Below are 25,417 nucleotides of genomic sequence, written 5' to 3'. Positions count from 1 at the left end.
CCAAAACTACGTAGTTAACGCATCGTTAAAATGGTTCTGTTGCATACAAGGAAAAGGAGAAGGATACACGCCCATAGCAAACAACACACATCACTAATAATCAATCACTTGATTAGTAATTAGCAATATATAATATTTGCCTATAGTCGTTTTAAATTCCTATAGCCCTTGCACTCTATTTGATCTAAATTGATCGGATACTTATCTATTATGCAACTTCACACCTATGCAATGGTTACGAAATTCGCTTGTTTACAACAGAATCTTTCGCGTGGCAAATGCCGTTATGCCGTAAGCAAAGCAATAAATGCATCAATATCCTCCTGCGTGGTATCAAACGAAGTAACCAGACGAATTTCATCCGCCTCTTCGTTCCAGAAATAAAAGAAATAAGATTGCAGTAAATAGTCGATCTGTGGGCGTGGCATCGTTAAAAAGAGCTGATTGCTCTCCACCTTCTGCGTAAATCGTACACCCGGGAGTCCCTTCAATGCATCATACAAGCGATATGCCATGGCATTGGCATGTGTCGCATTCTTTAGCCAGAGTTCATCTGTCAAATAAGCTGTAAACTGACAAGAAAGATACCGCATTTTAGAGGCCAGTTGTGCCGACTGCTTACGTATAAAACGTGCTTCCTCTTTCAAAGACGGATCAAAAACAACGACACACTCACCCATCATCAAACCGTTTTTGGTTCCGCCGAAGCTGAGTATATCGATACCACAATCGACCGTTAGCTCTTTGAGGGACAGGCGAAGCGCAGCACAGGCATTGGCTATACGGGCACCATCCATATGAACACGCATACCGTATTGATGGGCCAACGAAGTAATGGCTTTCAGTTCGGTGGGGGTATAAATAGTTCCCAGTTCGGTGCATTGCGACAGGTAAATAGCTCCCGGCTGCGAATGATGATGATCGCCGAATCCATGCAAGTAAGGACGAATCAGTTCGGGGGTCAGTTTACCATCGGGGGTGGCAATGGGGCGAATCTGACAACCGGTCATTCGAACCGGAGCGCCACATTCGTCGGCATAGATATGCGCTGTTTCGGCACAAAAAATGGAGTTATATGAGCGGGTAATCAGCTGTAGGGCTACCACGTTGCTTCCTGTACCATTAAACACAAACAAGGGTTCACAGTCGGGCGTGAACGCTTCTCGCAATTTAGCCGTGGCTTCTTCGGTCCATCGGTCGTCGCCATAACCAAGTGCATGGTTGTTATTGGCTTCATTGAGCGCTTCCATCACTTGCGGATGCACGCCCGAATTATTGTCGGATGCAAAACTTCTCATAATCTTCTTTACCATTTAGTAGGTGCAAAGAAAGAGAATTCTTTTTGAAAAAGTCTCTTTTTGTCTATGATTTCTGCTTTTTCTTTCGTAGCCAATAGTCGCCACCCAACAAGAGCAAAGCCAATCCGGCAATATAGACATAAAAGCTCCAGAGAGGCGAAGCAGAATCGGTCAGCTTCAACTTTGGAAGAGCCTGCGACCATTGGATATCCGAATAAAGAATAAAATAGCCGATCAGTAAACCAATCATCACAACGAGCACTCCAATCATGGAGAACAGCAATACCCGCTCTCTGTGTCGCTGTTGTTTCAACGCTTCGTGGCGTACCCGCTCCATCATCCGAAAAGAGAAGTTGGAAGGTAAGCCTCCCACTTGTCTCCGTTCGAGTGCCTGCCTGAGTACATTATCCGGTTCTTTTTTTCTTTCCATGTTTACTTTTCATTCATTAGTACGTACAACTTTTTGCGCGTGCGATGCAACCGCACCTTTACATTGGCTTGCGACAAATTGAGAATTTCGCCTGTCTCCTCTATAGATTTCTCTTCGTAATAGAAAAGAGTGATCAGTGCCTTCTCCTCCACCGTAAGCCGATCAATAGCCTGAGTCAGCAGGATGATCCGTCCCTCATCCTCTGTAATGCCAAATACCGAATCGGCAACTTCGTCGGGTACATTATAAATCGTACTTTCTTCGATATAAAGAAACTCGTGCTTCCGTTTGCGTGTGGCAGATACAGCCGTGTTGTAGGCAATACGATACAGCCAGGTCGAAAAACGGCAATCACCTTTGTAAGTATGCAGGGAACGAAAGGCTTTGAGAAAAACATCTTGTACCAGCTCTTCGGCATCTTCGGCACAGCCGACCATCTGTACAATCAATGCATACAGCGGACGACTATAACGATCGAGAAATACAGAAAAGTATTCCGTATCTCCCTCCAAAATCCGTTGGATGTATTGTGTTTCGTCTTTCTGTTCCATACTATTAGCGTTAGACGCAACATCGAACAAAAGGTTACAGTATAGGAGCTCATTAACAAGCAACATACAATAGGGAATACTATTTTCAGTTACTTTGCCATCAAGGTGTAACCTTTTGAGTGCTTATGCGTCAAACAGTACAAAGAACGAAAATATTCACTTAAATACCTCACGATTATGATGGATTTTATTTCTGTGCCTGTAATAGTAGGCATTGTTTTTCTGGGAGTTTATAAACTGTTCGAACTCTTTGTGTGCAAAAGCGAGCGTCTGAAGGTTATCGATAAACTGAATGACAGACTTTATTCGGCCGATATCACAGAAAAATTGACCTTACCAAACTATCAGCAACCGCGGTTCTCTTTCGGGGCATTGAAGGCAGGTTGCCTCATGGTAGGGATAGGGTTAGGACTACTCATTGGCTTCTTTATTTGTCTCAACGCCTTTCCCGATTATCAAACAAGCATCAGTGACTGGAGAGGTAGAGAGGTTTCGAGTATCATCTACGGTTCGTGTGTACTGCTCTTCGGTGGGCTGGGCTTACTCATTGCTTTTCTAATCGAACTAAAAACAAGTAAGAAAAGAGAAGTCGAATAAAAACAATAATTCCCGTAGAGAGATGTTAGAAAGCACTCACTGCGGGAATTGCACATTAAAAAAACCAGTTATCCAATATAGACATTGACACAGAGGTAAAGATACAAATCTTCTTCGCGCTGTTCAAACTCTATTTTGTTTTCCCGGGCCAACCAGCCCAATGCTGCGCCCAACTCCTTGTCCTTCAAGCCCGATTTTCTTTTCAGGCTTTGGTAGCTCCACTTGGCGTTATCATTCAGCAAGTGCCATACCATTCCGGCGTGTAAGCCAATCTCTTGTTTATCCATTTTTGACTACATTTTGGTTTAACAATATATTCAGCCTCTTCTTACTACTCGAAAAATAACAAATTAAATTGATATGGTAGATAGGAAACCATGCTTTTTCTGCTTTTATATTACATTTTAACGCTATGGGATATAAATTACGAAACAGGTTTGTATTTTGAAGCGTATAGCATCTCATTTTGAACAATTTGGAAACATTTAGGTAAAGCTGGCTGTTACTTCTTTAACTTAACTATTAATAGACAACTTGTATGGCAAAAAAGGTAGCACAGCAGCTTGTAGAAACATTGGTCGAAGCAGGCATTAAGCGCATTTATGCGGTAACAGGCGATAGCCTCAACGAAGTAAACGAGGCTGTCAGACAGAATAAAGAGATACAATGGATACATGTGCGGCACGAAGAAACAGGTGCCTATGCCGCAGGAGCAGAAGCACAACTAACCGGACAGCCCGGATGTTGTGCCGGCAGTAGCGGACCGGGGCATGTACATTTATTAAACGGACTATACGATGCCCATCGCTCGGGAGCACCGGTTGTTGCCATAGCTTCGACCATACCGACCTGCGAGTTTGGTACGGAATATTTTCAGGAAACCAATACAATTAAGTTATTCAATGATTGTAGTTACTACAACGAACTAGCCACTACCCCCACGCAGCTACCTCGTATGCTGCAAGCGGCCATTCAAACCGCTACTTCGCGCAAGGGAGTATCGGTAATAGGTCTACCCGGCGATCTGGCCAAGAAAGAGGCGGTAGGTGTGGGATCGTCGGTTCATACGTATCCGGTAGATTCGTCCGTTTGTCCGGCTTTGGAAGATTTGAAGCTATTGGCCGATCTGTTGAACCGCTCACGCCGCATCACCCTCTTCTGTGGCATCGGTTGCCGGGGAGCACACGCCGAAGTGATGGAACTCTCGAAACAGCTCAATGCACCGGTAGCTTATACCTTTAAAGGAAAAATGGAGATTCAGTATGATAACCCCAACGAAGTGGGCATGACCGGCCTGCTCGGTATGCCGTCGGGGTATTACAGCATGCACGAAGCAGACGTGCTGGTGATGCTGGGAACGGATTTTCCGTACTCCGCCTTCTTACCCAAAGACATCAAAATAGTACAAATAGATATCAAGCCCGAAAGGTTGGGCAGACGTGCCAAGGTAGACATCGGCTTATGTGGCGATATAAAAACGACGATTCAGGCTTTACTGATGTTGTTGAAACCCAAAACAGACAATACCTTTTTGCGAAAACAGCTCAAGCATTACGAGGAAGTAAAGCGTGATTTGGCAGACTATATACAGAACAAAGGGAAGGAGAATGAAATTCACCCCGAATACGTAATGGCCGAAATAGACAAGCTGGCCGATAATGATGCTATCTTTAGCGTAGATACGGGAATGACTTGTGTATGGGGTGCACGCTATCTGCATGCAACCGGAAAGCGACACATGCTGGGTTCATTCAACCATGGTTCGATGGCCAATGCCCTACCGCAATCGATTGGGGCTGCATTGGCTTGTCCCGAAAGACAGGTCATCGCTCTGTGTGGCGATGGAGGATTATCAATGACATTGGGCGATCTACAGACGATCGTACAATACCGCCTCCCCATCAAAGTGGTTGTATTCAATAACCGTTCGCTGGGTATGGTTAAACTCGAGATGGAAGTAGACGGACTGCCCGATTGGCAAACGGATATGCTGAATCCTGACTTTGCACAGGTAGCCGAAGCAATGGGCATGAAAGGGGTCACGGTGCACAATCCTGAGCATGTTAGTAGCGCACTCATGCAAGCGTTCGAGCACGGCGGCCCGGTAGTGGTCAATATCATGACCGACCCGAATGCACTGGCCATGCCTCCGAAAGTAGAGTTTAGTCAGATGGTGGGTTTCGCCAAATCAATGTACAAACTAGTATTAAGCGGGCGGTCGCAAGAGGTAGTCGACACGGTTCAGGCTAATTTAAAACATCTCAAAGAGATGCTTTGATAGCGGTAGCAAACAGATAAAAAAGAAACGAGCTACCACCCGACCTTACGGTCGGTGGGTAGCTCGTCGCTTATCAAGTATAGCTTAGTAGTCTGCGAATTACATCATTCCGCCCATGCCACCCATTCCGGGAGCACCCATCGGCATATCAGACTTTTCTTCTTTCTTTTCTACAATCACACATTCGGTAGTAAGGAACATACCTGCAATCGAAGCAGCATTCTCCAAAGCTACACGAGTTACCTTAGCAGGATCAACCACACCGGCGGCAAACATGTTTTCGTATACATCTGTACGGGCATTGTAACCGAAGTCGGCTTTGCCTTCGCGTACTTTCTGAACCACAACTGCACCTTCTTTGCCTGCATTGGCTACAATCTGGCGAAGAGGTTCTTCAATGGCACGTCTGATGATAGCAGCACCGGTTGTTTCGTCTTCGTTGTCGCCTTTGAAACCTTCCAGAGAATCGATAGCGCGGATATAAGCTACTCCACCACCTGCTACGATACCTTCTTCGATGGCTGCACGAGTGGCACGAAGTGCATCGTCTACGCGGTCTTTCTTCTCTTTCATCTCTACTTCCGAAGCAGCACCTACATAAAGTACAGCTACACCACCCGAAAGTTTGGCCAAACGTTCCTGCAATTTCTCGCGGTCATAGTCAGACTTAGTTGAAAGGATTTGAGCCTTGATTTGCTCGCAACGTTCCTTGATGCTTTCTTTCGCACCGGCACCGTTTACGATGGTTGTATTGTCTTTTGATACGGTAATCTTATCGGCAGTACCCAACATTTCGAGTGTAGCTTGCTCCAATGACAAACCTTTCTCTTCGCTGATCACCAAACCACCTGTCAGGATAGCGATATCTTCGAGCATCTCTTTGCGACGATCGCCAAAGCCCGGAGCCTTTACAGCACAGATCTTCAATTGAGAACGCAGACGGTTTACAACCAACGTAGTCAACGCTTCGCTGTCTACATCTTCGGCAATGACCAACAATGGACGACCCGATTGTACGGCAGGTTCAAGGATAGGCAAGAAATCTTTCAGGTTCGAAATCTTCTTGTCGTAGATCAGAATGTAAGGTTTCTCCATCTCACACTCCATTTTCTCTGTGTTGGTTACAAAGTAAGCCGACAGATAACCGCGGTCGAACTGCATACCTTCTACCACACCGATCGTTGTGTCGGTACCTTTGGCCTCTTCGATGGTGATAACACCGTCTTTAGATACTTTGCGCATAGCGTCGGCAATCAATTTACCGATTACAGGATCGTTGTTGGCCGATACGGTAGCTACTTGCTCAATCTTATCGTAGTTATCGCCTACTTTTTCCGATTGTGCTTTGATCGAAGCCACCACTTTGCTTACTGCCTTGTCGATACCGCGTTTGATATCTACCGGGCTTGCACCTGCGGTTACATTCTTCAATCCTTCGCCAATGATCGATTGCGCCAATACGGTTGCGGTAGTAGTACCATCACCTGCATCGTCGCCTGTTTTAGAGGCTACCTCTTTCACCAGTTGTGCACCGGTATTCTGGTAAGCGTCGGGCAATTCAATTTCTTTAGCCACCGTTACACCGTCTTTGGTGATGTGGGGAGCACCGAATTTCTTTTCGAGAATAACGTTGCGACCCTTCGGTCCGAGTGTTACTTTTACTGCATTGGCCAAAGCATCTACTCCTTTTTTCAATTGATCGCGTGCTTCAATATTGAATAATATTTCTTTTGACATAACTTTATACTTTTATGATTTAACGATATTATGATTCAAATTAACCCAAGATAGCGAGTACATCACTTTGACGCATCACTAAGTATTTGGCACCTTCTACTTCGAGTTCGGTACCTGCATACTTACCGTAAAGCACGGTATCGCCTACTTTAAGTACCATCTCTTCGTCTTTGGTACCGTGACCAACTGCCACAACTTCACCTTTCAAAGGTTTCTCTTTCGCCGTATCGGGAATAATGATACCGCCAATTGTTTTTTCTTCTGCCGGTGCAGGGAGTATCAGCACTCTGTCTGCTAATGGTTTAATGTTCATAGTTCTTTTCTATTTTTAATTTGTTTATTGTAATAGTATATTCGTCCTCAAGGACGAGAAACAGATTGCGAAAAGCGTGCCAAACAGCTAATGGCAAATATTGGCAGAAAATTGGCTGACAAAAAGTCATATCCCATCAAAACTTTTTGAGACGATGGGTTGTTGCTAAAATAAAACAGAGGTTGTATGATAAAGATTCAATTAAAAAGAGTGTATCAGGCTCCTGAGGCGAGTGATGGGTTTCGGGTATTCGTTGATCGTTTGTGGCCGCGCGGGATGCGTAAAGCAGCCTTCTCGTACGATCTTTGGGCGAAGGAGATTACGCCCTCTTCCTCCTTGAGGCAATGGTTTCATGAAGACCCCGATAATCATTGGGATTTATTTAGTGCGCTCTACAAAAAGGAGCTGAATAGCTCGCCGGCCGTAAGCCAATTCTTAGCCACAATCAAGTCCTATCCGGTCGTTACGCTCTTATATGCCTCTAAGAGTCCCGATCATAATCATGCTATGTTGTTGAAAGAGTTTCTGGACGAAAAGCTCAAGGCAGAGACCGCTTCTTAAACGTGCCGACAATGCGTTTCATTCCCAAATTCGGGTGATGCTGTGCACCTGCTGATGAAACCTTTTGGTCGAATAAGACAATGAAAGGCCTACATAGAACAGAAAGATCAGGCCGATGATGATCATGATCATGCTGATGCGGGTATAATGGTTTCGTTGTTTTAACTCTATTTCGTTCATAAGGCTATTCTTCATTTATAATTAGTATACGCTAAAATGCATCGCAAAGATAAAGGCAGAAACGTTGCAATACGCTTACAGCCAAATGACAATCCGTTTACGTTTTAACTTTGCGGTATCTCGCTATTATAACCACATACAGACTCAAATAGTTCGCTACAAATTGAGCGGAATATGCAATCTGTTTCTCAAGAATTGGGTAATAAGCAAATAGTTCACTATCTTTGCGCCCCCTAACTATCCAAAAAGACAATATGGCATTCACTAACAACGTAATGATTGTCCGCCACAAGCTATTGGCGGACCTGGTAAGACTCTGGAAAAACGAACAACTGGTAGAACAAATCGACCGGCTCCCTATCGAGCTGAGTCCGCGCAAATCGAAACCATTGGGACGATGCTGCGTGCATAAAGAGCGTGCAGTATGGAAATATAAATCTCTTCCGCTTTTGGGAATGGATATGAAAGACGAACACGACGAACTCACCCCTCTTTCCGACTATGCTCGCCAGGCAATGGAACGTACGGAGGTTACAAAAGACAATATACTCTGTGTCATTGACGAAGCTTGCTCTTCGTGTGTACAGATCAACTATGAGGTAACAAGTCTTTGCCGCGGATGCGTGGCACGCAGCTGCTATATGAACTGCCCCAAAGATGCCATCCGCTTCAAAAAAGACGGTAAGGCCAGTATCGATCACGACACCTGCATCAGTTGTGGCATCTGCCACCGCAGCTGTCCGTATCACGCTATTATCTATATGCCTATTCCTTGCGAAGAGGCTTGTCCGGTCAAAGCCATCAGCAAAGACGAATACGGTGTGGAACATATCGATGAGAGTCGCTGCATCTATTGCGGCAAGTGTATCAACGCTTGTCCGTTCGGTGCAATTTTCGAGGTATCGCAAACATTCGATGTATTGCAACGCATTCGCCGTGGCGACAAAGTGGTGGCTATCATCGCCCCTTCCATTCTGGGACAATTTAAAACGACGATCGAAAACGTATACGGAGCTTTCAAGGAGATCGGATTCGCCGATGTTATTGAGGTGGCACAAGGAGCCATGGACACGGTAAGCAACGAAGCAGCCGAGTTGATCGAAAAGCTCGAGGAGGGACAACCCTTTATGACAACCTCGTGCTGTCCTTCGTATATCGAACTGGTAGAAAAGCACATACCCGACATGAAGGAGTATGTATCGTCGACCGGATCGCCCATGTATTATGCCGCCCGCATAGCCAAAGCAAAGCATCCCGATGCCACCATTGTGTTCGTAGGTCCTTGTGTGGCGAAACGCAAAGAAGTGCGTCGCGATGATTGTGTCGACTTCATCTTAACTTTCGAAGAGGTAGGTTCGATTGTCGACGGACTCGGTATTGAGATTGAGCGCGCCGAACCGTTCTCTGTTCTGTATACTTCGGTACGCGAAGCACACGGATTTGCGCAGGCAGGTGGTGTGGCAGGAGCGGTGAAAGCTTACCTGAAAGAGGAGGCCGACAAGATGAACATTCTGCAAGTGTCGGACATTAATAAAAAGAATATAGCGGTGCTGCGCGCCTGTGCCAAGACAGGAAAAGCAGCGGGAAACTTCATCGAAGTAATGGCTTGCGAGGGCGGATGCATCACCGGACCGAGCACGCACAACGATATTGTTTCCGGTCGCAGACAGTTGGCACAAGAGCTGATAAAGCGAAAGGATACGTATGAAAACCGTAGTTGATCGGTTAAGAACAGAGCGCACGTTGTCCGTCGAGGAGCTTCGTGCGCTGCTCACTCACTGCGATGCCGAAACGTTGGAGTACATCAACCGGCAGGCACGTGAGGTAGCACAGGCGCATTTCGGAAACAACGTCTACATTCGCGGACTGATCGAAGTGAGCAATTGTTGCCGCAACGACTGCTATTATTGCGGCATACGCAAATCAAACCGAAAGGTGGCACGCTACCGGCTATCCAAAGAGAGCATTCTGGGTTGTTGCGAAGAGGGGTATCAATTAGGATTCCGAACCTTTGTGATGCAAGGAGGCGAAGATGCCGCTTTCTCCGACGAACAACTCCTGGAGATAGTCGAGGCCATCAGAAGCCGTTATCCCGATTGTGCCATCACCCTATCGCTGGGCGAGAAATCGCGCCAAACCTACGAACGTCTTTTCCGAGCGGGAGCCAATCGGTACCTGTTGCGTCACGAAACCTACAACGCCGCCCACTACGAACAACTGCATCCGGGCAAAATGTCGTGGGAGAACAGAATTCAATGCCTCAGAACGCTCAAAGAGATCGGCTTCCAAACCGGAACCGGCATCATGGTAGGCAGTCCCGGGCAAACCATCGAACACCTGATAGCCGATGTGCAGTTCATCGAAGAGCTGCAACCGCAAATGATCGGTATCGGCCCGTTCCTACCGCATCACGACACCCCGTTTGCCACCATGCCTGCCGGCAATATGGAGCGAACGTTGCTGCTGCTCTCTATTTTCAGACTGATGCACCCAACGGCACTCATACCCTCGACTACCGCACTCGCCACACTGGCACCCGGCGGACGAGAACGAGGCATCTTGGCAGGTGCCAACGTGGTAATGCCCAACTTATCGCCTCGCGAAGAGCGAAAGAAATACGAATTATACAACAACAAAGCCTCGCTCGGTGCCGAAGCAGCCGAAGGTTTGCAATTGCTCGACAAGCAACTGGCAGCCATCGGATACCGGATTTCGAAAGACAGAGGAGACTTTAACCCTTAACGATTATGTATCAACCTCATTCGCCTCATGCAACCGACTTCATCGATCACCAGGAGATACTGGACACGCTGGAGTATGCAAACAACCATAAAAGCAACCGCGCCCTCATCGAGCAACTCATCGAGAAGGCAGCCGAGTGCAAGGGACTGACACATCGCGAAGCAGCCCTGCTGCTCGAATGCGATCAGCCCGATCTGGTCGAAAGAATCTTTCGGCTGGCCAAAGAGATTAAACAGAAGTTCTACGGCAACCGCATCGTGATGTTTGCCCCGCTTTACCTGTCGAACTATTGTGTGAACGGGTGCACCTACTGCCCCTATCACCTCAAGAACAAAACCATCCGACGCAAAAAGCTGACGCAGGAGGAGATCCGGAACGAGGTCATCGCCCTGCAAGACATGGGGCACAAGCGTCTGGCACTCGAGGCGGGCGAAGATCCGCTGCGCAATCCGTTGGATTACATTCTCGAATCGATCCGCACCATCTACAGCATCAAGCACAAGAACGGAGCCATCCGACGGGTCAACGTAAACATTGCCGCCACCACCGTCGAGAACTATCGCCGCCTCAAAGAGGCCGGCATCGGCACCTACATCCTGTTTCAGGAAACGTATCACAAAGAGAACTACGAAGCGTTGCACCCCACCGGCCCCAAAAGCAATTACACCTACCATACCGAGGCCATGGACCGCGCCATGGAGGCGGGCATCGATGATGTGGGCATCGGTGTGCTCTTCGGGCTCAACACGTACCGATACGATTTTGCCGGACTGCTGATGCACGCCGAACACCTCGAAGCGCGCTTCGGTGTAGGTCCGCATACGATCAGTGTGCCGCGCATCTGCTCGGCCGATGATATTGATGCAGGAGAATTTCCCGATGCCATTTCGGACGATATCTTCCGTCGCATCGTAGCCGTGATACGCATCACAGTGCCCTATACGGGGATGATTATCTCCACCCGCGAATCGCAGGAGTCGCGCGAGAAGGTATTGGATATCGGCATCTCACAAATAAGCGGTGGTTCGCGCACCAGCGTGGGCGGCTATGCCGAGGCGGAGACGAAGGAGGAGAATACCTCGCAGTTCGACGTCAGCGACCGCCGCACACTCGACGAGATAGTGGCCTGGCTGCTCGACAAGGGATACGTTCCGAGCTTCTGCACCGCCTGCTATCGCGAAGGGCGCACGGGCGATCGGTTCATGGCGCTGGTCAAAAGCGGAAAGATAGCCAACTGCTGCGGCCCCAACGCGCTCATGACCTTGAAGGAGTATCTTCAGGACTACGCCTCCGCCACCACCCGGCAGAAGGGAGAAAGACTGATCGAACAAGAAGTGCCCCACATTCCGAGTGCGAAGATCAGAGAAATAGCCATCCGAAATTTAAAAGAGATAGCCGATGGCAAACGAGACTTCCGCTTCTAAGAAAGGGAGTCGAGAAACAGCGTTGGCAAGCCCATCCGAAAGATGGAGAGCAAAGAAACCGAGTTTCTAAAGCCTTTCGGAAACAAAAGAGCTTAGAAACGCGGTTTCTGAATCCGCCGAAAATAAAAAAGCATCAGAAACACGGTTTTTGATACCAAACGAAAAAAAAGAGATGAGAAGCAGCTGTTTCTAAGGCTGCAAAAAAATAAACGAGCTTAGAAACACCGTTTTTAGCATCAACAGAAAAAGAAAGAGATGAGAAACAATGTATCTGCTGCCAACCGCCTGCACATTGCCCTATTGGGGCGACGCAACAGTGGCAAATCTTCGCTGATCAATGCACTGACCGGACAAGACACCGCGCTGGTGTCCGACACGCCGGGCACCACCACCGATCCGGTTCAGAAAGCGATGGAGATACACGGCATCGGTCCGTGTCTGTTCATCGATACGCCGGGGTTCGATGATGAAGGTGCGCTGGGCTCCATGCGCATCGAACGCACCTTGAAGGCAACCGCGAAAACCGATATCGCCCTGCTGCTCTGCCAGCCCGATATGGAGGAAGAGTTGCCGTGGATAGCCTTGCTCGAAGAGAAGAACATCCCCGTGGTGCTGATACTCAACAAAACAGATTTGCCGGGCGACGCGCAGGCTGCTGCCAAACGGATCGAAGAGGTGTCGGGCAAACGTCCACTTCTGGTCAGTGCACACCGCCGGGAGGGTATCGAAGAGATCCGCCAAGCGATTATCGAAAAACTACCGTCGGATTTTGGCGAACAAACCATACTGGGCGATTTGGTTAGCGAAGGAGACCTCGTGTTATTGGTCATGCCACAAGACACACAAGCACCCAAAGGGCGGCTCATCCTTCCGCAGGTACAAACCCTGCGCGAACTGCTCGACAGGCGATGCCTTGCCATGAGCTGTACCACCGATCAGTTGCCCGCCACATTGCAAGCCCTTTCGCGCGCACCGAAGCTGATCATTACCGATTCGCAGGTTTTTAAAACCGTTTACGAGCAGAAGCCCGAGGAGAGCCTGCTCACCTCGTTCTCCGTTCTTTTTGCGGCCTATAAGGGCGATATTCATTACTATACGGCAAGCGCATCGGTTATTGCTCGGCTCACTCCCGCATCGCGCGTGCTCATAGCCGAGGCCTGTACGCACGCTCCCCTTTCCGAAGATATCGGAAGAGTCAAACTGCCCCGCCTGTTGCGCCAGCGAGTAGGCGAAGCGTTGCAGGTCGATTTGGTGGCAGGTACCGATTTCCCCAAAGACCTGACACCGTACGATCTGGTTATTCAATGCGGTGCCTGTATGTTTAATCGCAAGCATGTACTGACCCGCATCGAACAAGCCCGCAAGCAAGGCGTAGCCATGACCAATTACGGCATAGCGATTGCTTATCTGAGCGGTATTCTCGACAAAATAAGCATTTCATCAACTTAATTTTATAGTAACACACATGACCCTAAAACTAATCACCCTGAGCCTGTCGCTGCTCCTATCAGCAGGAGCTTCCTTGCAGGCACAAGAGAAATTCACACAGTTCAACGTCAGCCCCGCCATGACGGTACGCACACCGATTATGAACGACAGTATCAACCCCAAAGGCGAGAAGCATACGGCCAAGCTCCTATTGCAAACCCCGGCCATGCGAACCGGAGGGCAGACAACCAGCACCGTACTACAGAGCGATACGGCGGGCTACATCCATTTCGCCAAAGCCGATAAGGACAACTCGCTCTACCGCGTAGAGACACAGCTTCGTGCCGAGCAGTTCGCCAAAGGAAAGCTGAAAGTAAGCTCTCCCGTCCGCTTTGAAATCTTTATCAACGGCGAATCAAAAGCAGTTAAAGAGGTAGCCGAAGACAGCCTCTCGAAGGCAGGCTACAAAGAAGTTGAACTTCGGCTGGAGCCGGAGATGGATTATGAGATCATGATCAAACTCCTTTCGACCGCCGGCGACAAGGCAGCACCCGCACTGAAATGCGAATGGACAAAGAATGATGCATTCAAAAACGTAGCCTGCCACATGCTTCCCAACCAGAAGAAGCGATTCGCTTTGAGCAATACGGTCTATGGCAACCGTACGGTGGCAGTCTCTATTTCGCCCGATGGCAAATACCTGCTCACCCGCTTCTGGAACAATTATGCCGCCAACCGCTCGCGCACCTACAACGAGCTGACCGATCTCAAAACCGGCAAAGTGATACTATCGAACCTCAGAGACGGTATGACGTGGATGCCTCGAAGCAGCAAACTGTACTATACGGTGCAGGCCGAGACCGGAAACGATGTCATGGCACTCAATCCCGCTACCCTGCAAGAAGAGGTATTGCTCCGGGGAGTTCCCGAGGAGAGCTTCGCATGGTCGCCCAACGAAGACTACCTCATCTACTACCCCAAAGAAGAAGGTGCCAAAGAGGACGGTCCGCTCAAACGCATCATTAACCCGGCCGACCGCATACCCAATACGCGCGGACGCAGCTTTCTGGCTCGCTATAACGTAGCCAACGGCATCTCCGAACGGCTCACCTTCGGCAATCACAGCACCTATCTGCAAGACATCTCGCCCGATGGCAAGCACCTGCTGTACAGCAGTTCGAAACCGAACTATACACAACGCCCCTTCTCACTGGGATCACTGTATCAGGTTAACCTCGAAACACTGGCAGTCGATACGCTCTTCTTTGAAGAACGTTTTCTGGGCAGTGCCAGTTACTCGCCCGACGGCAAACAGTTATTGCTAACCTCGAGCCCCGAAGCCTTCGGGGGTATTGGCAAGAATTGCGGAGATCACCCCATTGCCAACGACTTCGACTCGCAAGCCTTTATCATGGATCTGGCCACGCGCCACATTCAGCCCATCACGAAGGACTTCAACCCATCGGTCAATTTCCTGCAATGGAACCGGGGCGACGGCTGCATCTACTTCAGTACGGCCGACAAGGATTGCCGCAACATCTACCGCTACTCGCCTCAACGCAAAACATTCGACAAGCTGAACCTGCTGACCGACGTAACCAGTGCCTTTGCACTTTCAAACAACAACCCTTCGCTGGCAGCCTATATCGGCCAAACGAACGATAACAGCGGCATAGCTTACCTATACGATATGAAAAAGGGCACTTCGCGCCTACTTGCCGACCCGATGAAACCAACCTTAGCCACCATTGAACTGGGCAAGATGGATTCGTGGAGCTTTACAGCCTCGGACGGAACAAAGATTGACGGCATGATTTGCCTGCCACCCGCCTTCGATCCCACTAAAAAATATCCGCTGATTGTGTACTATTACGGAGGAACGACACCGACCGAGCGCGGTATCGGCTCGCCCTACTGTGCACAGCTGTTCGCCTCGCGCGATTACGTGGTTTATGTGATTCAGCCCAGCGGAACGATTGGTTACGGGCAGGAGTTTTCGGCACGCCACGTCAATGCCTGGGGCAAACGCACAGCCGATGATATCATCGAAGGCACGAAAGCCTTCTGCGAAGCACATCCGTTTGTGAACGATAAAAAGATCGGTTGCGTAGGTGCCTCTTACGGTGGATTCATGACGCAATACCTGCAAACACAAACCGACCTCTTTGCTGCTGCCGTATCGCATGCAGGCATCAGCAACGTAACCAGCTACTGGGGCGAAGGGTATTGGGGAGTAGGCTACAACGGAATCGCCGCCGCCGAGAGCTATCCGTGGAACAATGCGGAACTGTTTACTCAACAAGGCTCGCTCTTCAACGCGGATAAGATCAACACACCGCTCTTGCTGCTACACGGAACGGTAGACACCAATGTGCCTATCGGCGAAAGTATTCAGCTGTTTAATGCCTTGAAGGTATTGGGCAAGCCTGTCGAATTTATCACCGTAGAAGGAGAAAACCATTTCGTAGCCGACTACTCTAAACGCGTGCTATGGCAAAACTCAATCATGGCATGGTTTGCCCGCTGGTTGCAGGATAGTCCCGAATGGTGGAACGATATGTATCCCGAACGCCATTTGTAAACTGAACATCACTTATAAACCAAACAAGGAAGTGTGCTAAAACGAAGCGACCTGCTATTTTCTTTCTCTTACTGAAAGAAAATAGCAGGTCGCTGTGGTATATAAAAGGATTGAAGAGATTGTATACCGTCGATAAGTGATCCTTCGTTAGCAGGGAAAGCTTTTATAGAATCTCTGCAATCAGTTCGTCGGTCGAAACAAGACGTTGCTCGCCCGTTTCCATATTCTTCAGCATGGCTTTGCCTTCTTTCATTTCGTTTTCGCCGATGATCGCTACAAACAGAATGTTCTTTGCGTTGGCATAGCTCATTTGCTTTTTCATCTTAGCTGCATCGGGAAATAGTTCGGCACGAATACCCGCTGCACGTACCTTTGCCAACATATTCATGGCGCATGCGGCTTCTTGTTCGCCAAAATTGATAAAGAGCAGTTGGGTTCCGTTCACAGCTTCCTTCGGATAGAGTTCGAGCTGATTGAGCACATCAAAGATACGATCTGCACCAAACGAGATACCTACACCCGACACTCCCGACATGCCAAACACACCGGTCAGGTTATCGTATCGTCCGCCTCCGGTGATGCTGCCGATCTGTACATCAAGTGCCTTTACCTCGAAGATGGCTCCGGTATAATAGTTCAAGCCGCGAGCCAAGGTCAAGTCGAGTTCAATCTCGTTCTTTAGTCCCATGCCGGCAAGGCTGGTCAAGATAAACTCGCTCTCCTCTACCCCCTTGATGCCTGTTTCGCTTCCGGCCAGTACCTCTTTCAGCGTAGCCAGCTTCTCGATATTTGTTCCGCTCAGCAGAATGATGGGTTGCAGCTTGGCAATAGCCTCTTCACTGATTCCCTTCTCGGCCAGCTCTTTGTTTACGTTCTCCAGACCGATCTTATCGAGCTTGTCTATCGCAACGGTGATATCGACAATCTTGTCGGCCTCACCAATAATCTCGGCAATACCGCTCAATATCTTACGGTTATTGATTTTAATACATACGCGGATGTTGAAGCGAGTAAATACGGTGTCGATAATCTGCATCAACTCCACCTCGTTGAGCAACGAGTCGCTGCCTACCACATCGGCATCGCATTGATAAAACTCACGGTAGCGTCCCTTCTGAGGGCGATCGGCACGCCATACGGGCTGAATCTGGTAGCGTTTGAAGGGGAACGTAATTTCATCGCGATGCATCACCACATAGCGGGCAAATGGTACGGTGAGATCATAGCGCAACCCTTTTTCGCAGAACTTGCTTGCCATTTTGGCAGCATTGCGGCTCAACAACTCTTCGTCTGTAATACCCGAGAAGTAATCGCCCGAGTTTTGAATCTTAAATAACAGCTTATCACCCTCATCTCCATATTTGCCCATCAGGGTAGAGAGCATCTCCATCGAAGGGGTCTCTATCTGCTCGAAACCATATAGATGGTAAACGTCACGAATGGTATTGAATATATAGTTACGTTTCGCCATTTCAACGGGCGAAAAATCACGGGTTCCTTTGGGAATACTGGGTTTTGCTGCCATAGTTCTAATTATTTTTTTATTCGATTTGCAAAGTTAGGGTAAATAATTGATTCCGAAAACAGAATGAAGTACTTTTATAGGCGAACGCTGTCAAAAGGAAACAGCATGCAAGTTGTTGATATAAATATAAAACAATAAAAAGGCTCCCGCCGACGGAACTACAGAACCGAAGGAGGGAGCCATTATCGTGCGTAATTGAAAACCCATTGAGCTTTCAACCCATAACTTTCGTATTAATCTCTGCGACCCATGAAGATCATGATGTAATAAATCAACGTAGCCAATGAGCTGAGTGCAGCCACTACATACGTATAAGCTGCCGAGCGAAGTGCATCTTCGGCCTGAGCATGATTGTATGAATTCGTAATGCCCGAACCGCTCAACCACACCAAAGCGCGCTTACTTGCATCAATCTCTACCGGAAGGGTGATGAAGCTGAACAAGGTAGTCAAGGCAAACAAGATAATACCTGCCAGCAATAACTGTGGGAACGAATGGAGCAATAAGATACCACCCAGTAGCAACCAGGTCATCCATTGCGAAGCAAAGCTCACCACAGGTACCAGCTTACTACGCATTGTTAATGGAGCATAGGCACGTGCATGTTGCACGGCGTGTCCGCATTCATGAGCTGCTACGGCAGCAGCCATAATACTATTACTTTCGTAGACCCCTTCGCTTAAGTTTACGGTTTTGGTGGCAGGATTATAATGGTCGGTCAATGTACCGGGTGTATGCGTTACCTTTACATCATTGATTCCATTGTCGTGTAACATTTTCATAGCTACATCGCGTCCCGTCATTCCGTTTCCTGTGGGGATCTTCGAGTATTTCTTAAACTTGCGCTGTAAATTTGCTTGCACCAACCAGCTGGCTACTGCAATACCAATAAACAATATCCAATAAGACATCATATTCTTTTTCGTTTTTTAATGATTACTATAATTGATCATACAAATTGTTTGCCAAAAATAAGCGAAAAGCAGAGACATCTCCCTATAAATGTCTTGCATTTAGGAAGAATTAGCTAAAATCAGCCAAGAGTCAGCTCTACAACACAATCAATATCGGTAGGCACTGCCTTTAGCTCCAATAATATTCCCTCTTTACTGCGGGTAAAACGCAACGGCGACTTGTCTTTGAAAAGCGTTGCTTTCTTTACTTTTCGTTCGGTAATCGGCAAGAAGAGTGCTTTATCTTGCAGGTTAAGAATGTGCACATAGAGTGTATCACCCTTTTGCGTAGTCACTCCCCAGTCGTGCGGAGGAATCATACCTCCACGCGTGCCTTGTATGGTTTCTCCGTAATCTGCCATCCATGCTCCCATCTCCCGAAGTCGTTGCACGGCCACCTCAGGCAGTTCGCCATCCGGCTGAGGGCCGATATTCATCAGTAGATTGGCATTCTTCCCGGCAGCCTTCACCAGATAATGTATCAAGGTTTGGGCTGATTTATAATTAGCATCGGTTATTTTGTAGCCCCACATACCGTTCATGGTTTCGCAAGTTTCAAGTGGCAATGGACTGACATCTTGTCCAGACAGTCCCGAAGCATTTTCGCCGGGCAAATCGCGCTCAAAGATTTGAATATCTTCGCCTTCGAAAGGTGTACGATGATGATTATTCCCAATCAGACAAGCAGGTTGTAAGCGATGTATCAGTTCGTACTGTGCCGGAAGTTGCCAATTGAAATCGGGATTCTGATCCCACCAACCATCAAACCAGATGGCACCTACCGAACCATATTTGGTCAATAACTCCGTGAGCTGATTATTCATAAACTGATAATAGCTTGGCCAGTTGCCTTTTGGGTCGGGGCGACCTGTACCACGGCCTGTTCGTCCCCAAGGGTAATCTTCGCGCCCCCAATCAAGATGTGAGTAGTAGAAGTGAAGCTTAATGCCTTGTTTAGCACATTCGTCTGCCAACTCTTTGACAATGTCGCGTTTGAAAGGTGTAGCTTTGATTATGTTATAGTCAGAGTAACGGGTATCGAACATCGAAAATCCCTCGTGATGGCGAGTCGTAAAGCAAATGTATTTGGCACCCGAAGCCTTGATAGCAGCCACCCATTTGGCAGCATCGAACTTAGAAGGATAGAATCCACCAGCCAATTTGGCATATTCCTTATAGTTCAGGTTGTTGTTGGTCATTGTCCACTCGCCCGTAGCCAACATACTGTACAACCCCCAATGAAGGAAGACACCCAGTTTGCTGTCTTGAAACTCGCTTCGAGCTTTCAGGTTAGCCTCGGAAGGCTGATAGTGGGGTTGAGCTAACGAGGTCGTTGCAAAGCAAAGAAGCAACCCAAAAAGAATACTTTGTTTTTTCATACATACGTTTTTCATCTCATTTCTATTTAAAAAAGACAAAGAGAGAAAGTGCCCGCACATCAATGCTCAGACAACTTCCTCTCTTTGGGTAAAACACGAATCGGTTCGTTATTCTTCCATGTATCTTTCGATCGTTTGATCTCTATCCGGACCTACGGAAACAATCTTAATAGCTACGCCCAATTGTTCTTCGAGGAAGTCGAGATACGCATTGAACTCTTCGGGGAATTCATCTTCGCTCTGCATCTTCGTCATATCTGTTTCCCAACCCGGGAGCTCTACATATACGGGCTCAACGGCTTCGGTAATATCATAAGGGAAGTAATCGATCTCTTCGCCATTGATTTTATAAGCCACACAGGCTTTAATGGTGTTGAATGAATCGAGCACATCACTCTTCATCATAATCAGTTTGGTTACACCATTGATCATGATCGAATATCTCAAGGCTACCAGATCAATCCATCCGCAACGGCGTCTGCGACCGGTTACCGAGCCAAATTCATGTCCCAACGTACAGATCTGATCGCCTGTTTCGTCGAACAGTTCGGTTGGGAACGGACCCGAACCCACACGAGTACAGTATGCTTTGAAAATACCATATACATCGCCGATTTTATTGGGTGCCACGCCCAAACCGGTACATGCACCTGCACATACGGTATTGGAAGAAGTAACGAAAGGATACGATCCGAAGTCAATATCGAGCATGGTTCCTTGTGCACCTTCGCAAAGCACAGATTTGCCGGAAGTCAACAGGTTGTTTATTTCGTGCTCGCTATCTACGAGCTGAAATTGTTTCAGATATTCAATTCCTTCCATCCACTCTTTCTCGAGTGCGGTAAGGTCGTATTGGTAATTCATGCCCTTCAGAATTTGCTCATGACGTGCTTTCGCAGCAGCATATTTCTGATCGAAGTTCTCCAGAATATCTCCTACACGCACACCATTTCGGCTTACTTTATCCGTATAGGTAGGCCCGATACCCTTACCGGTAGTACCCACTTTGGCATCTCCTTTGGCGGCTTCGTAAGCAGCATCGAGTACGCGGTGAGTCGGCAGAATAAGGTGTGCCTTCTTTGAGATGTGCAATCTTTCTTTCAGTGCATGTCCCGATGCTTCCAATGCTTCGGCCTCTGCCTTAAATAAAGCGGGATCAAGTACAACACCATTCCCTATGATATTGACCTTATCACCCTGAAAAATTCCCGAAGGAATGGAACGAAGTATATACTTCTGTCCTTCAAACTCCAGCGTATGACCCGCATTGGGACCACCCTGAAAACGTGCTACGACATCGTATCTTGGAGTTAATACATCGACTACTTTTCCTTTTCCTTCGTCGCCCCATTGTAATCCTAAAAGAACATCTACTTTCATTTTTCTTTTTTATTGTTGTTACTTATTTTTTTCCGTTTGTTGGCTCGGTCGCACTTGCTACAGATTCCATAAATATATAAAGAGTAGTGTGATAGCTGAAACTTGCTCAGCCGGGTGCTTCCGATGGCATTTTGTAATGCTTCATTCTGAAACTCAGTGACCGATCCACACTGTGTGCAGATTTGGTGATGATGGGTTTCGCGGTTATATGATTTCTCGTACTGGGAAGAGTTGCCAAACTGATGCTTGATGACCAGCCGGGAATGAATGAGCAGAATGATGGTGTTGTAAAGAGTAGCGCGGCTTACGCGGAAGTTCTCCTGGTTCATCATTTGCGAATAAAGCATGTCTATATCGAAGTGCCCATCTATGGAGTATATGGTGTCGAGTATCGCATAACGTTCGGGTGTCTTTCGATGCCCGTTCGCGTTGAGATATTCAGTGAATATCTGTCTTACCGTATCTTTCACGTTCTGAATTTCCATAATCGGCACAAAATTAGCGCCAACAAAGTTAATAGTTTTTTGCGGAAAGCAAATGATAAAAAGAAGTTTTTTACTCGATTGATTCGTCTTTGACCATATTATACAAAATCTGCTCGGCCTCGACAGTCGAATCGGCCAGCCCTTCTACCAAGCGGCAAACACGAAAGGCATGACTCGTATCATGCTGCATATATCGACGTAATGCCAACAATGAAGCATTGCGTACGTGGTAGCTACCCGATAGTGCAGCACATATGGCTTGATCCAGAAACTCATCAGTCGGACGATCGTCCATCTCGCCTTTTTTCATCAGCAAGCGGGCAATGGTCAGAAATCCACATACCTGGGTGTATTCTTCTTCGGCAGCAATCCAGTGAAACGATTTCGCCGGTGCATAAGGAAGATGTTGAAAAAGATTCATACAGGTGAGTTCGGCTATTTCCATATTGGGCATGTTTTCTACCCAGATATCGGCTATTTCGGGATAGAAAGTATCGACAGGTTGCAATAGCCCCGCCAGAATCTTACATTCGCGGATATTCTCCTTCCACAAGGTTTGGGCCAATTCATGATTCTTCTCGTACATGCCGGCAATCACCTTGATACGGGGAAGTTCTACACCAAAGTTGAGTTTATAGTTCAACCCTTTTTCGCGCATGCTGTGAGACACAACTCCGTTCATTGATAAACGGAGTTGTGTCTTTATATCTTTCAGTTGTTCTTTGATATCCATACTGATTAGTTGTTTTGAGTAGGAAGCGGGGAGTAATCTTTGCTGTAACGCAACATCTGCTCTGCGTATCCCTCATCGTAGGTCACTTTGACATCGGTAATCGTTCCATTGGCATCGGTGATTGCCTCGTAGGTCGGATTAACAAATCCTTTGTAGGGTGCCAGATTTAATTTTTTATAACGCTCAAGAATCTCGGCATGCAAGGTAGGGTCTACTTTCACTGCATAGTTCTCTACCAACGCACGAGCACTTTCGAAATCTCCGGTCGACTTTATACGTTGAATCTCGGCAAGAAGTTCTCCAAAGAGGTGGCGCAGCTTCTCGTAATCGTTGACTACGACATAGGTTTTACCATCTTTCTGCTTCAGTTCGACAGTCTTATCGGCAGCACCTTTTTCAAACACCCATCGGGCAATGAGTTGGCGATTACGCATATGTGCTTCTTCTACGTTGTTGCCCGGTTCGATACGCACCAACTGTGTCATCAACCCGTTCATTAAGAAAGTGTAATACTCTGCTTTGTAAGCTTCCTTATCGGGGGTAAGGCCCAGCTCGACCAATTTTGGATCGGCTACATAGTAAAGTCCGAACAAATCGGCTCGAGCTTCTTCAATCGTAGATCCATAAGCCTTTAGCGCGTCCGGGTCTACTCCCGGTAGCAATTTGCCCGAGCCATGTCCCAAACATTCGTGCAGATCGGTATGCAGGTTTCCGGTCAGATCTCCGTACTTATCCATCAGTTCGCGCTCGGTTTGGCTGTACACGAACTCTTCATTAAAGCCATTACCATGAGCAGCTTTTGCATAAGCATCGGTGATATTTCCAATCGAAACCGACTTGGAACCGTGTTCATTACGAATCCAGTTAGAGTTAGGCAGATTGATACCGATAGCAGTAGCCGGATACAAATCACCAGCCAGAATAGCCGCCGTAATGACCTTTGCGGAAACACCTTTTACCTTCTCTTTCTTGTACCGCGCATCCACCGGTGAGTGGTCTTCGAACCATTGCGCATTTTGACTAATCAATTCCGCCCGTTTAGTGGCTTCTACATCCTTGAAGTTGACTAAGGACTCCCAACTGGCTTTCATACCCAATGGGTCGCCGTAGCTCTCTGTAAATCCATTCACGAAATCGATACGCGAATCAAGGTCTTTCACCCACAAGATAGCGTATTCATCGAATGTTCTCAAATCGCCTGTTTCGTAATAAGCGATTAATTTACTGATGACTGCTTTCTGAGCCTCATTCTCGGCTACTCCCTCAGCTTTCTTCAGCCAATACACAATCTTCTCGATGGCTTGTGTATAGAGCCCACCCACTTTCCAAACTTTCTCTCGAACCTCTCCGTTCTCCTTAACCAATCGGCTGTTAAGGCCATACGAGATCGGGGTTGCATCGTTCGGATTCTTCATGTTGGTGTAAAAAGCTTCGGCTTCGGCTTGCGTTACTCCATCGTAATAATTGCTGGCCGAAGTCAAAACCAAATCTTCACCATCGGCTTGATTCACTCGCTTCGCCATAATTTTCGGATCGAAGATAACAGGAAAAAGTTCGTCACACAATTGCTCGGCAGTTTGTCCCTCGGCCAATGGCAATTGAGAAGCATCGACACTCAACACCAACTGGCGAAGATACTCGGGTGTGAAAGCCGGAACAAATTTTTCGGACCCATAATGATGATGGATGCCGTTGGAGAACCATACACGTTTTAGGTATGTTTCCATATTTTTAAAGTCGGAAGTTGTTTTGTCTCCCTGATATTGGGTATAAACAGTTTCGAGCATCCGACGGATAGCCAAGTTGTACTTTCCGTTTTGATCAAACAGAATATCTCTTCCTTCTAACGCAGCTTGCGATAGGTAATAGACCAGCTCTTTTTGTTTAAGCGACAGGTCTTCGAATCCGGGTACCCGGTAACGTAATATTTGTAAATCTGCAAATTGTTCCACCGTATAATCTATTTGGTCTGCCTCGGCAGTTGTTGTTTTAGTGCCGCCACACGCAGTGACGAGCATGGCTGCAACAGCCATCGAAATTAGTTGTTTCTTCATGATCAAACATTAGAGCGTTATAAAAAGACGAAAAGGAAATATTCCGGATTTGTTGCGGAATAATTCCTTTTATTCAGTTCTTAAGAAGTGCGTTTACTTCTTCTTATCGAGGTTTTTTTTACGATAACCGTTAGGAGTTTCTCCCACGTTCTTATAAAATGCAGCATAGAAAGATTGACGGTTGGCGAATCCCACCATGGCACTAATTTCTTCTACATTCTTATCTGCATATCTTTTATCCGTCAGCAGATGCAAAGCATCTTTCACTCTATACTCGTTTAGCAAGCAAGAGTAGTTCTGACCAAAGCGAGAGTTTACAACAGCAGAAAGATAGCGGGTATTGGTTTTCAATTCCTTTGCTAAATCCTTTGCTGAATAATCAGCGTCTCTGTACTTCTTCTGAACTACAATAATATTCAGGATCTTGTCGTACAGTTCATCGGCCAATTCTGGTCTGATTAATGATCGGTAAGCAGCCTTTTTCTCCTTCTTCTCCCTCAGATTGTAAGGGCGTTTTTTGGGAGTTTCTTCCTGTTTTTTGTTTTCTAAATCACTCATTGAATTAACTGGTTAGGGTTTGTTTTTAAATATCACTATTTGATAGTAACTTTATACGTTACAAATTTCATACATTATTTTCAGATATACAACTATTTCGTATATATTTTTTCTAGTACAACAATCAAACGGAAAAATATTCTCATTCGCATAGCGTATAATAAGAAACTTTAACTTTTCAAGTACTATTTTCTCACATCATAAGCAATCATTTCTCCTTTCTCCTACAA

23 protein-coding genes are annotated in these 25,417 nt (G+C 47.1%); 8 read left to right on the top strand and 15 right to left on the bottom strand.

Annotated features, from left to right (window positions below; all coding sequences use genetic code 11):
• Window positions 1-284 precede the first annotated feature (284 nt).
• From TY03_RS18870 to TY03_RS18860, 3 genes are all read right to left on the bottom strand, one after another.
• Window positions 285-1,298, bottom strand: coding sequence for a threonine aldolase family protein (locus TY03_RS18870; protein WP_042373061.1), 1,014 nt, complete (start codon window positions 1,296-1,298; stop codon window positions 285-287).
• Window positions 1,299-1,362: 64 nt separating this feature from the next.
• Window positions 1,363-1,728 carry a hypothetical protein gene (locus tag TY03_RS18865; RefSeq protein ID WP_042372827.1) on the bottom strand — a complete coding sequence of 122 codons (366 nt, stop codon included), beginning with the start codon at window positions 1,726-1,728 and terminating at the stop codon, window positions 1,363-1,365.
• A gap of 2 nt (window positions 1,729-1,730) precedes the next feature.
• On the bottom strand, window positions 1,731-2,279 hold the full coding sequence (locus tag TY03_RS18860) for an RNA polymerase sigma factor (protein ID WP_042372825.1): 549 nt from the start codon (window positions 2,277-2,279) through the stop codon (window positions 1,731-1,733).
• Window positions 2,280-2,456: 177 nt separating this feature from the next.
• Here TY03_RS18860 and TY03_RS18855 point away from each other — a divergent pair, with 177 nt between their 5' ends.
• Entirely contained in the window at window positions 2,457-2,876 is a 420-nt protein-coding gene (locus TY03_RS18855; RefSeq protein WP_148335721.1) for a DUF6249 domain-containing protein, read from the top strand.
• Between the two features lie 68 nt (window positions 2,877-2,944).
• Here TY03_RS18855 and TY03_RS18850 read toward each other — a convergent pair whose 3' ends face one another.
• Window positions 2,945-3,163, bottom strand: a complete 219-nt coding sequence (locus TY03_RS18850; RefSeq protein ID WP_042372821.1) for a winged helix-turn-helix domain-containing protein — start codon at window positions 3,161-3,163, stop codon at window positions 2,945-2,947.
• A gap of 251 nt (window positions 3,164-3,414) precedes the next feature.
• Here TY03_RS18850 and TY03_RS18845 point away from each other — a divergent pair, with 251 nt between their 5' ends.
• Complete coding sequence (locus tag TY03_RS18845; RefSeq protein ID WP_042372819.1) at window positions 3,415-5,154, top strand: thiamine pyrophosphate-dependent enzyme; 1,740 nt, start codon at window positions 3,415-3,417, stop codon at window positions 5,152-5,154.
• Between the two features lie 99 nt (window positions 5,155-5,253).
• Here the strand turns inward: TY03_RS18845 and groL are convergent, their stop codons facing one another.
• Window positions 5,254-6,891 carry a chaperonin GroEL gene (gene groL / locus TY03_RS18840; RefSeq protein ID WP_042372816.1) on the bottom strand — a complete coding sequence of 546 codons (1,638 nt, stop codon included), beginning with the start codon at window positions 6,889-6,891 and terminating at the stop codon, window positions 5,254-5,256.
• 40 nt (window positions 6,892-6,931) lie between these two features.
• Window positions 6,932-7,204, bottom strand: a complete 273-nt coding sequence (locus TY03_RS18835) for a co-chaperone GroES (protein ID WP_042372814.1) — start codon at window positions 7,202-7,204, stop codon at window positions 6,932-6,934.
• Window positions 7,205-7,390: 186 nt separating this feature from the next.
• Here TY03_RS18835 and TY03_RS18830 point away from each other — a divergent pair, with 186 nt between their 5' ends.
• On the top strand, window positions 7,391-7,765 hold the full coding sequence (locus TY03_RS18830; RefSeq protein WP_042372812.1) for a DUF488 domain-containing protein: 375 nt from the start codon (window positions 7,391-7,393) through the stop codon (window positions 7,763-7,765).
• An 18-nt stretch (window positions 7,766-7,783) separates the two neighbouring features.
• Here the strand turns inward: TY03_RS18830 and TY03_RS22585 are convergent, their stop codons facing one another.
• Complete coding sequence (locus TY03_RS22585; protein ID WP_154663609.1) at window positions 7,784-7,945, bottom strand: hypothetical protein; 162 nt, start codon at window positions 7,943-7,945, stop codon at window positions 7,784-7,786.
• 254 nt (window positions 7,946-8,199) lie between these two features.
• Between TY03_RS22585 and TY03_RS18825 the strand changes: the two genes are divergently transcribed.
• The 5 genes from TY03_RS18825 (at window position 8,200) to TY03_RS18805 (ending at window position 16,120) form a co-directional block, all read left to right on the top strand.
• Complete coding sequence (locus tag TY03_RS18825) at window positions 8,200-9,666, top strand: monomeric [FeFe] hydrogenase (RefSeq protein WP_042372810.1); 1,467 nt, start codon at window positions 8,200-8,202, stop codon at window positions 9,664-9,666.
• Window positions 9,650-10,687, top strand: a complete 1,038-nt coding sequence (gene hydE / locus TY03_RS18820) for a [FeFe] hydrogenase H-cluster radical SAM maturase HydE (RefSeq protein WP_042372808.1) — start codon at window positions 9,650-9,652, stop codon at window positions 10,685-10,687. Before TY03_RS18825 ends, hydE begins: the two co-directional genes overlap by 17 nt.
• 5 nt (window positions 10,688-10,692) lie before the next feature.
• Window positions 10,693-12,111 (top strand): [FeFe] hydrogenase H-cluster radical SAM maturase HydG, encoded by a 1,419-nt coding sequence (gene hydG, locus TY03_RS18815; protein WP_042372806.1) that lies wholly within the window; start codon window positions 10,693-10,695, stop codon window positions 12,109-12,111.
• Between the two features lie 255 nt (window positions 12,112-12,366).
• Window positions 12,367-13,560 (top strand): [FeFe] hydrogenase H-cluster maturation GTPase HydF, encoded by a 1,194-nt coding sequence (gene hydF / locus TY03_RS18810; RefSeq protein WP_042372804.1) that lies wholly within the window; start codon window positions 12,367-12,369, stop codon window positions 13,558-13,560.
• A 16-nt stretch (window positions 13,561-13,576) separates the two neighbouring features.
• On the top strand, window positions 13,577-16,120 hold the full coding sequence (locus TY03_RS18805) for a S9 family peptidase (protein ID WP_042372802.1): 2,544 nt from the start codon (window positions 13,577-13,579) through the stop codon (window positions 16,118-16,120).
• Window positions 16,121-16,283: 163 nt separating this feature from the next.
• Here the strand turns inward: TY03_RS18805 and hisS are convergent, their stop codons facing one another.
• The 8 genes from hisS to TY03_RS18765 all read right to left on the bottom strand — a co-directional run bounded on the left by hisS (window position 16,284) and on the right by TY03_RS18765 (window position 25,187).
• A complete protein-coding gene (gene hisS / locus TY03_RS18800) occupies window positions 16,284-17,645 on the bottom strand; it encodes a histidine--tRNA ligase (protein WP_042372800.1) in 1,362 nt (453 codons plus the stop codon).
• Between the two features lie 233 nt (window positions 17,646-17,878).
• Window positions 17,879-18,559, bottom strand: a complete 681-nt coding sequence (locus TY03_RS18795) for a zinc metallopeptidase (RefSeq protein ID WP_042372798.1) — start codon at window positions 18,557-18,559, stop codon at window positions 17,879-17,881.
• A 119-nt stretch (window positions 18,560-18,678) separates the two neighbouring features.
• On the bottom strand, window positions 18,679-19,977 hold the full coding sequence (locus TY03_RS18790; RefSeq protein ID WP_042373059.1) for an alpha-L-fucosidase: 1,299 nt from the start codon (window positions 19,975-19,977) through the stop codon (window positions 18,679-18,681).
• 108 nt (window positions 19,978-20,085) lie between these two features.
• A complete protein-coding gene (locus tag TY03_RS18785) occupies window positions 20,086-21,357 on the bottom strand; it encodes an adenylosuccinate synthase (protein ID WP_042372797.1) in 1,272 nt (423 codons plus the stop codon).
• A complete protein-coding gene (locus TY03_RS18780; RefSeq protein WP_042372796.1) occupies window positions 21,354-21,842 on the bottom strand; it encodes a Fur family transcriptional regulator in 489 nt (162 codons plus the stop codon). Before TY03_RS18780 ends, TY03_RS18785 begins: the two co-directional genes overlap by 4 nt.
• A gap of 70 nt (window positions 21,843-21,912) precedes the next feature.
• A complete protein-coding gene (locus tag TY03_RS18775) occupies window positions 21,913-22,575 on the bottom strand; it encodes a DNA alkylation repair protein (protein WP_042372795.1) in 663 nt (220 codons plus the stop codon).
• Window positions 22,576-22,580: 5 nt separating this feature from the next.
• Window positions 22,581-24,629: a dipeptidyl-peptidase 3 family protein gene (locus TY03_RS18770; RefSeq protein ID WP_042372793.1), complete on the bottom strand. Its 2,049-nt coding sequence runs from the start codon at window positions 24,627-24,629 to the stop codon at window positions 22,581-22,583.
• Window positions 24,630-24,722: 93 nt separating this feature from the next.
• Entirely contained in the window at window positions 24,723-25,187 is a 465-nt protein-coding gene (locus TY03_RS18765; protein ID WP_042372790.1) for a helix-turn-helix domain-containing protein, read from the bottom strand.
• Window positions 25,188-25,417: the final 230 nt, after the last annotated feature.

Origin of the sequence: Bacteroides neonati (assembly GCF_000499785.1) — a bacterium.
GTDB lineage: Bacteria > Bacteroidota > Bacteroidia > Bacteroidales > Bacteroidaceae > Bacteroides > Bacteroides neonati.
The sequence above is the reverse complement of the archived record's forward strand: the minus strand, read 5'-3'. Positions and strand labels throughout refer to the sequence as shown.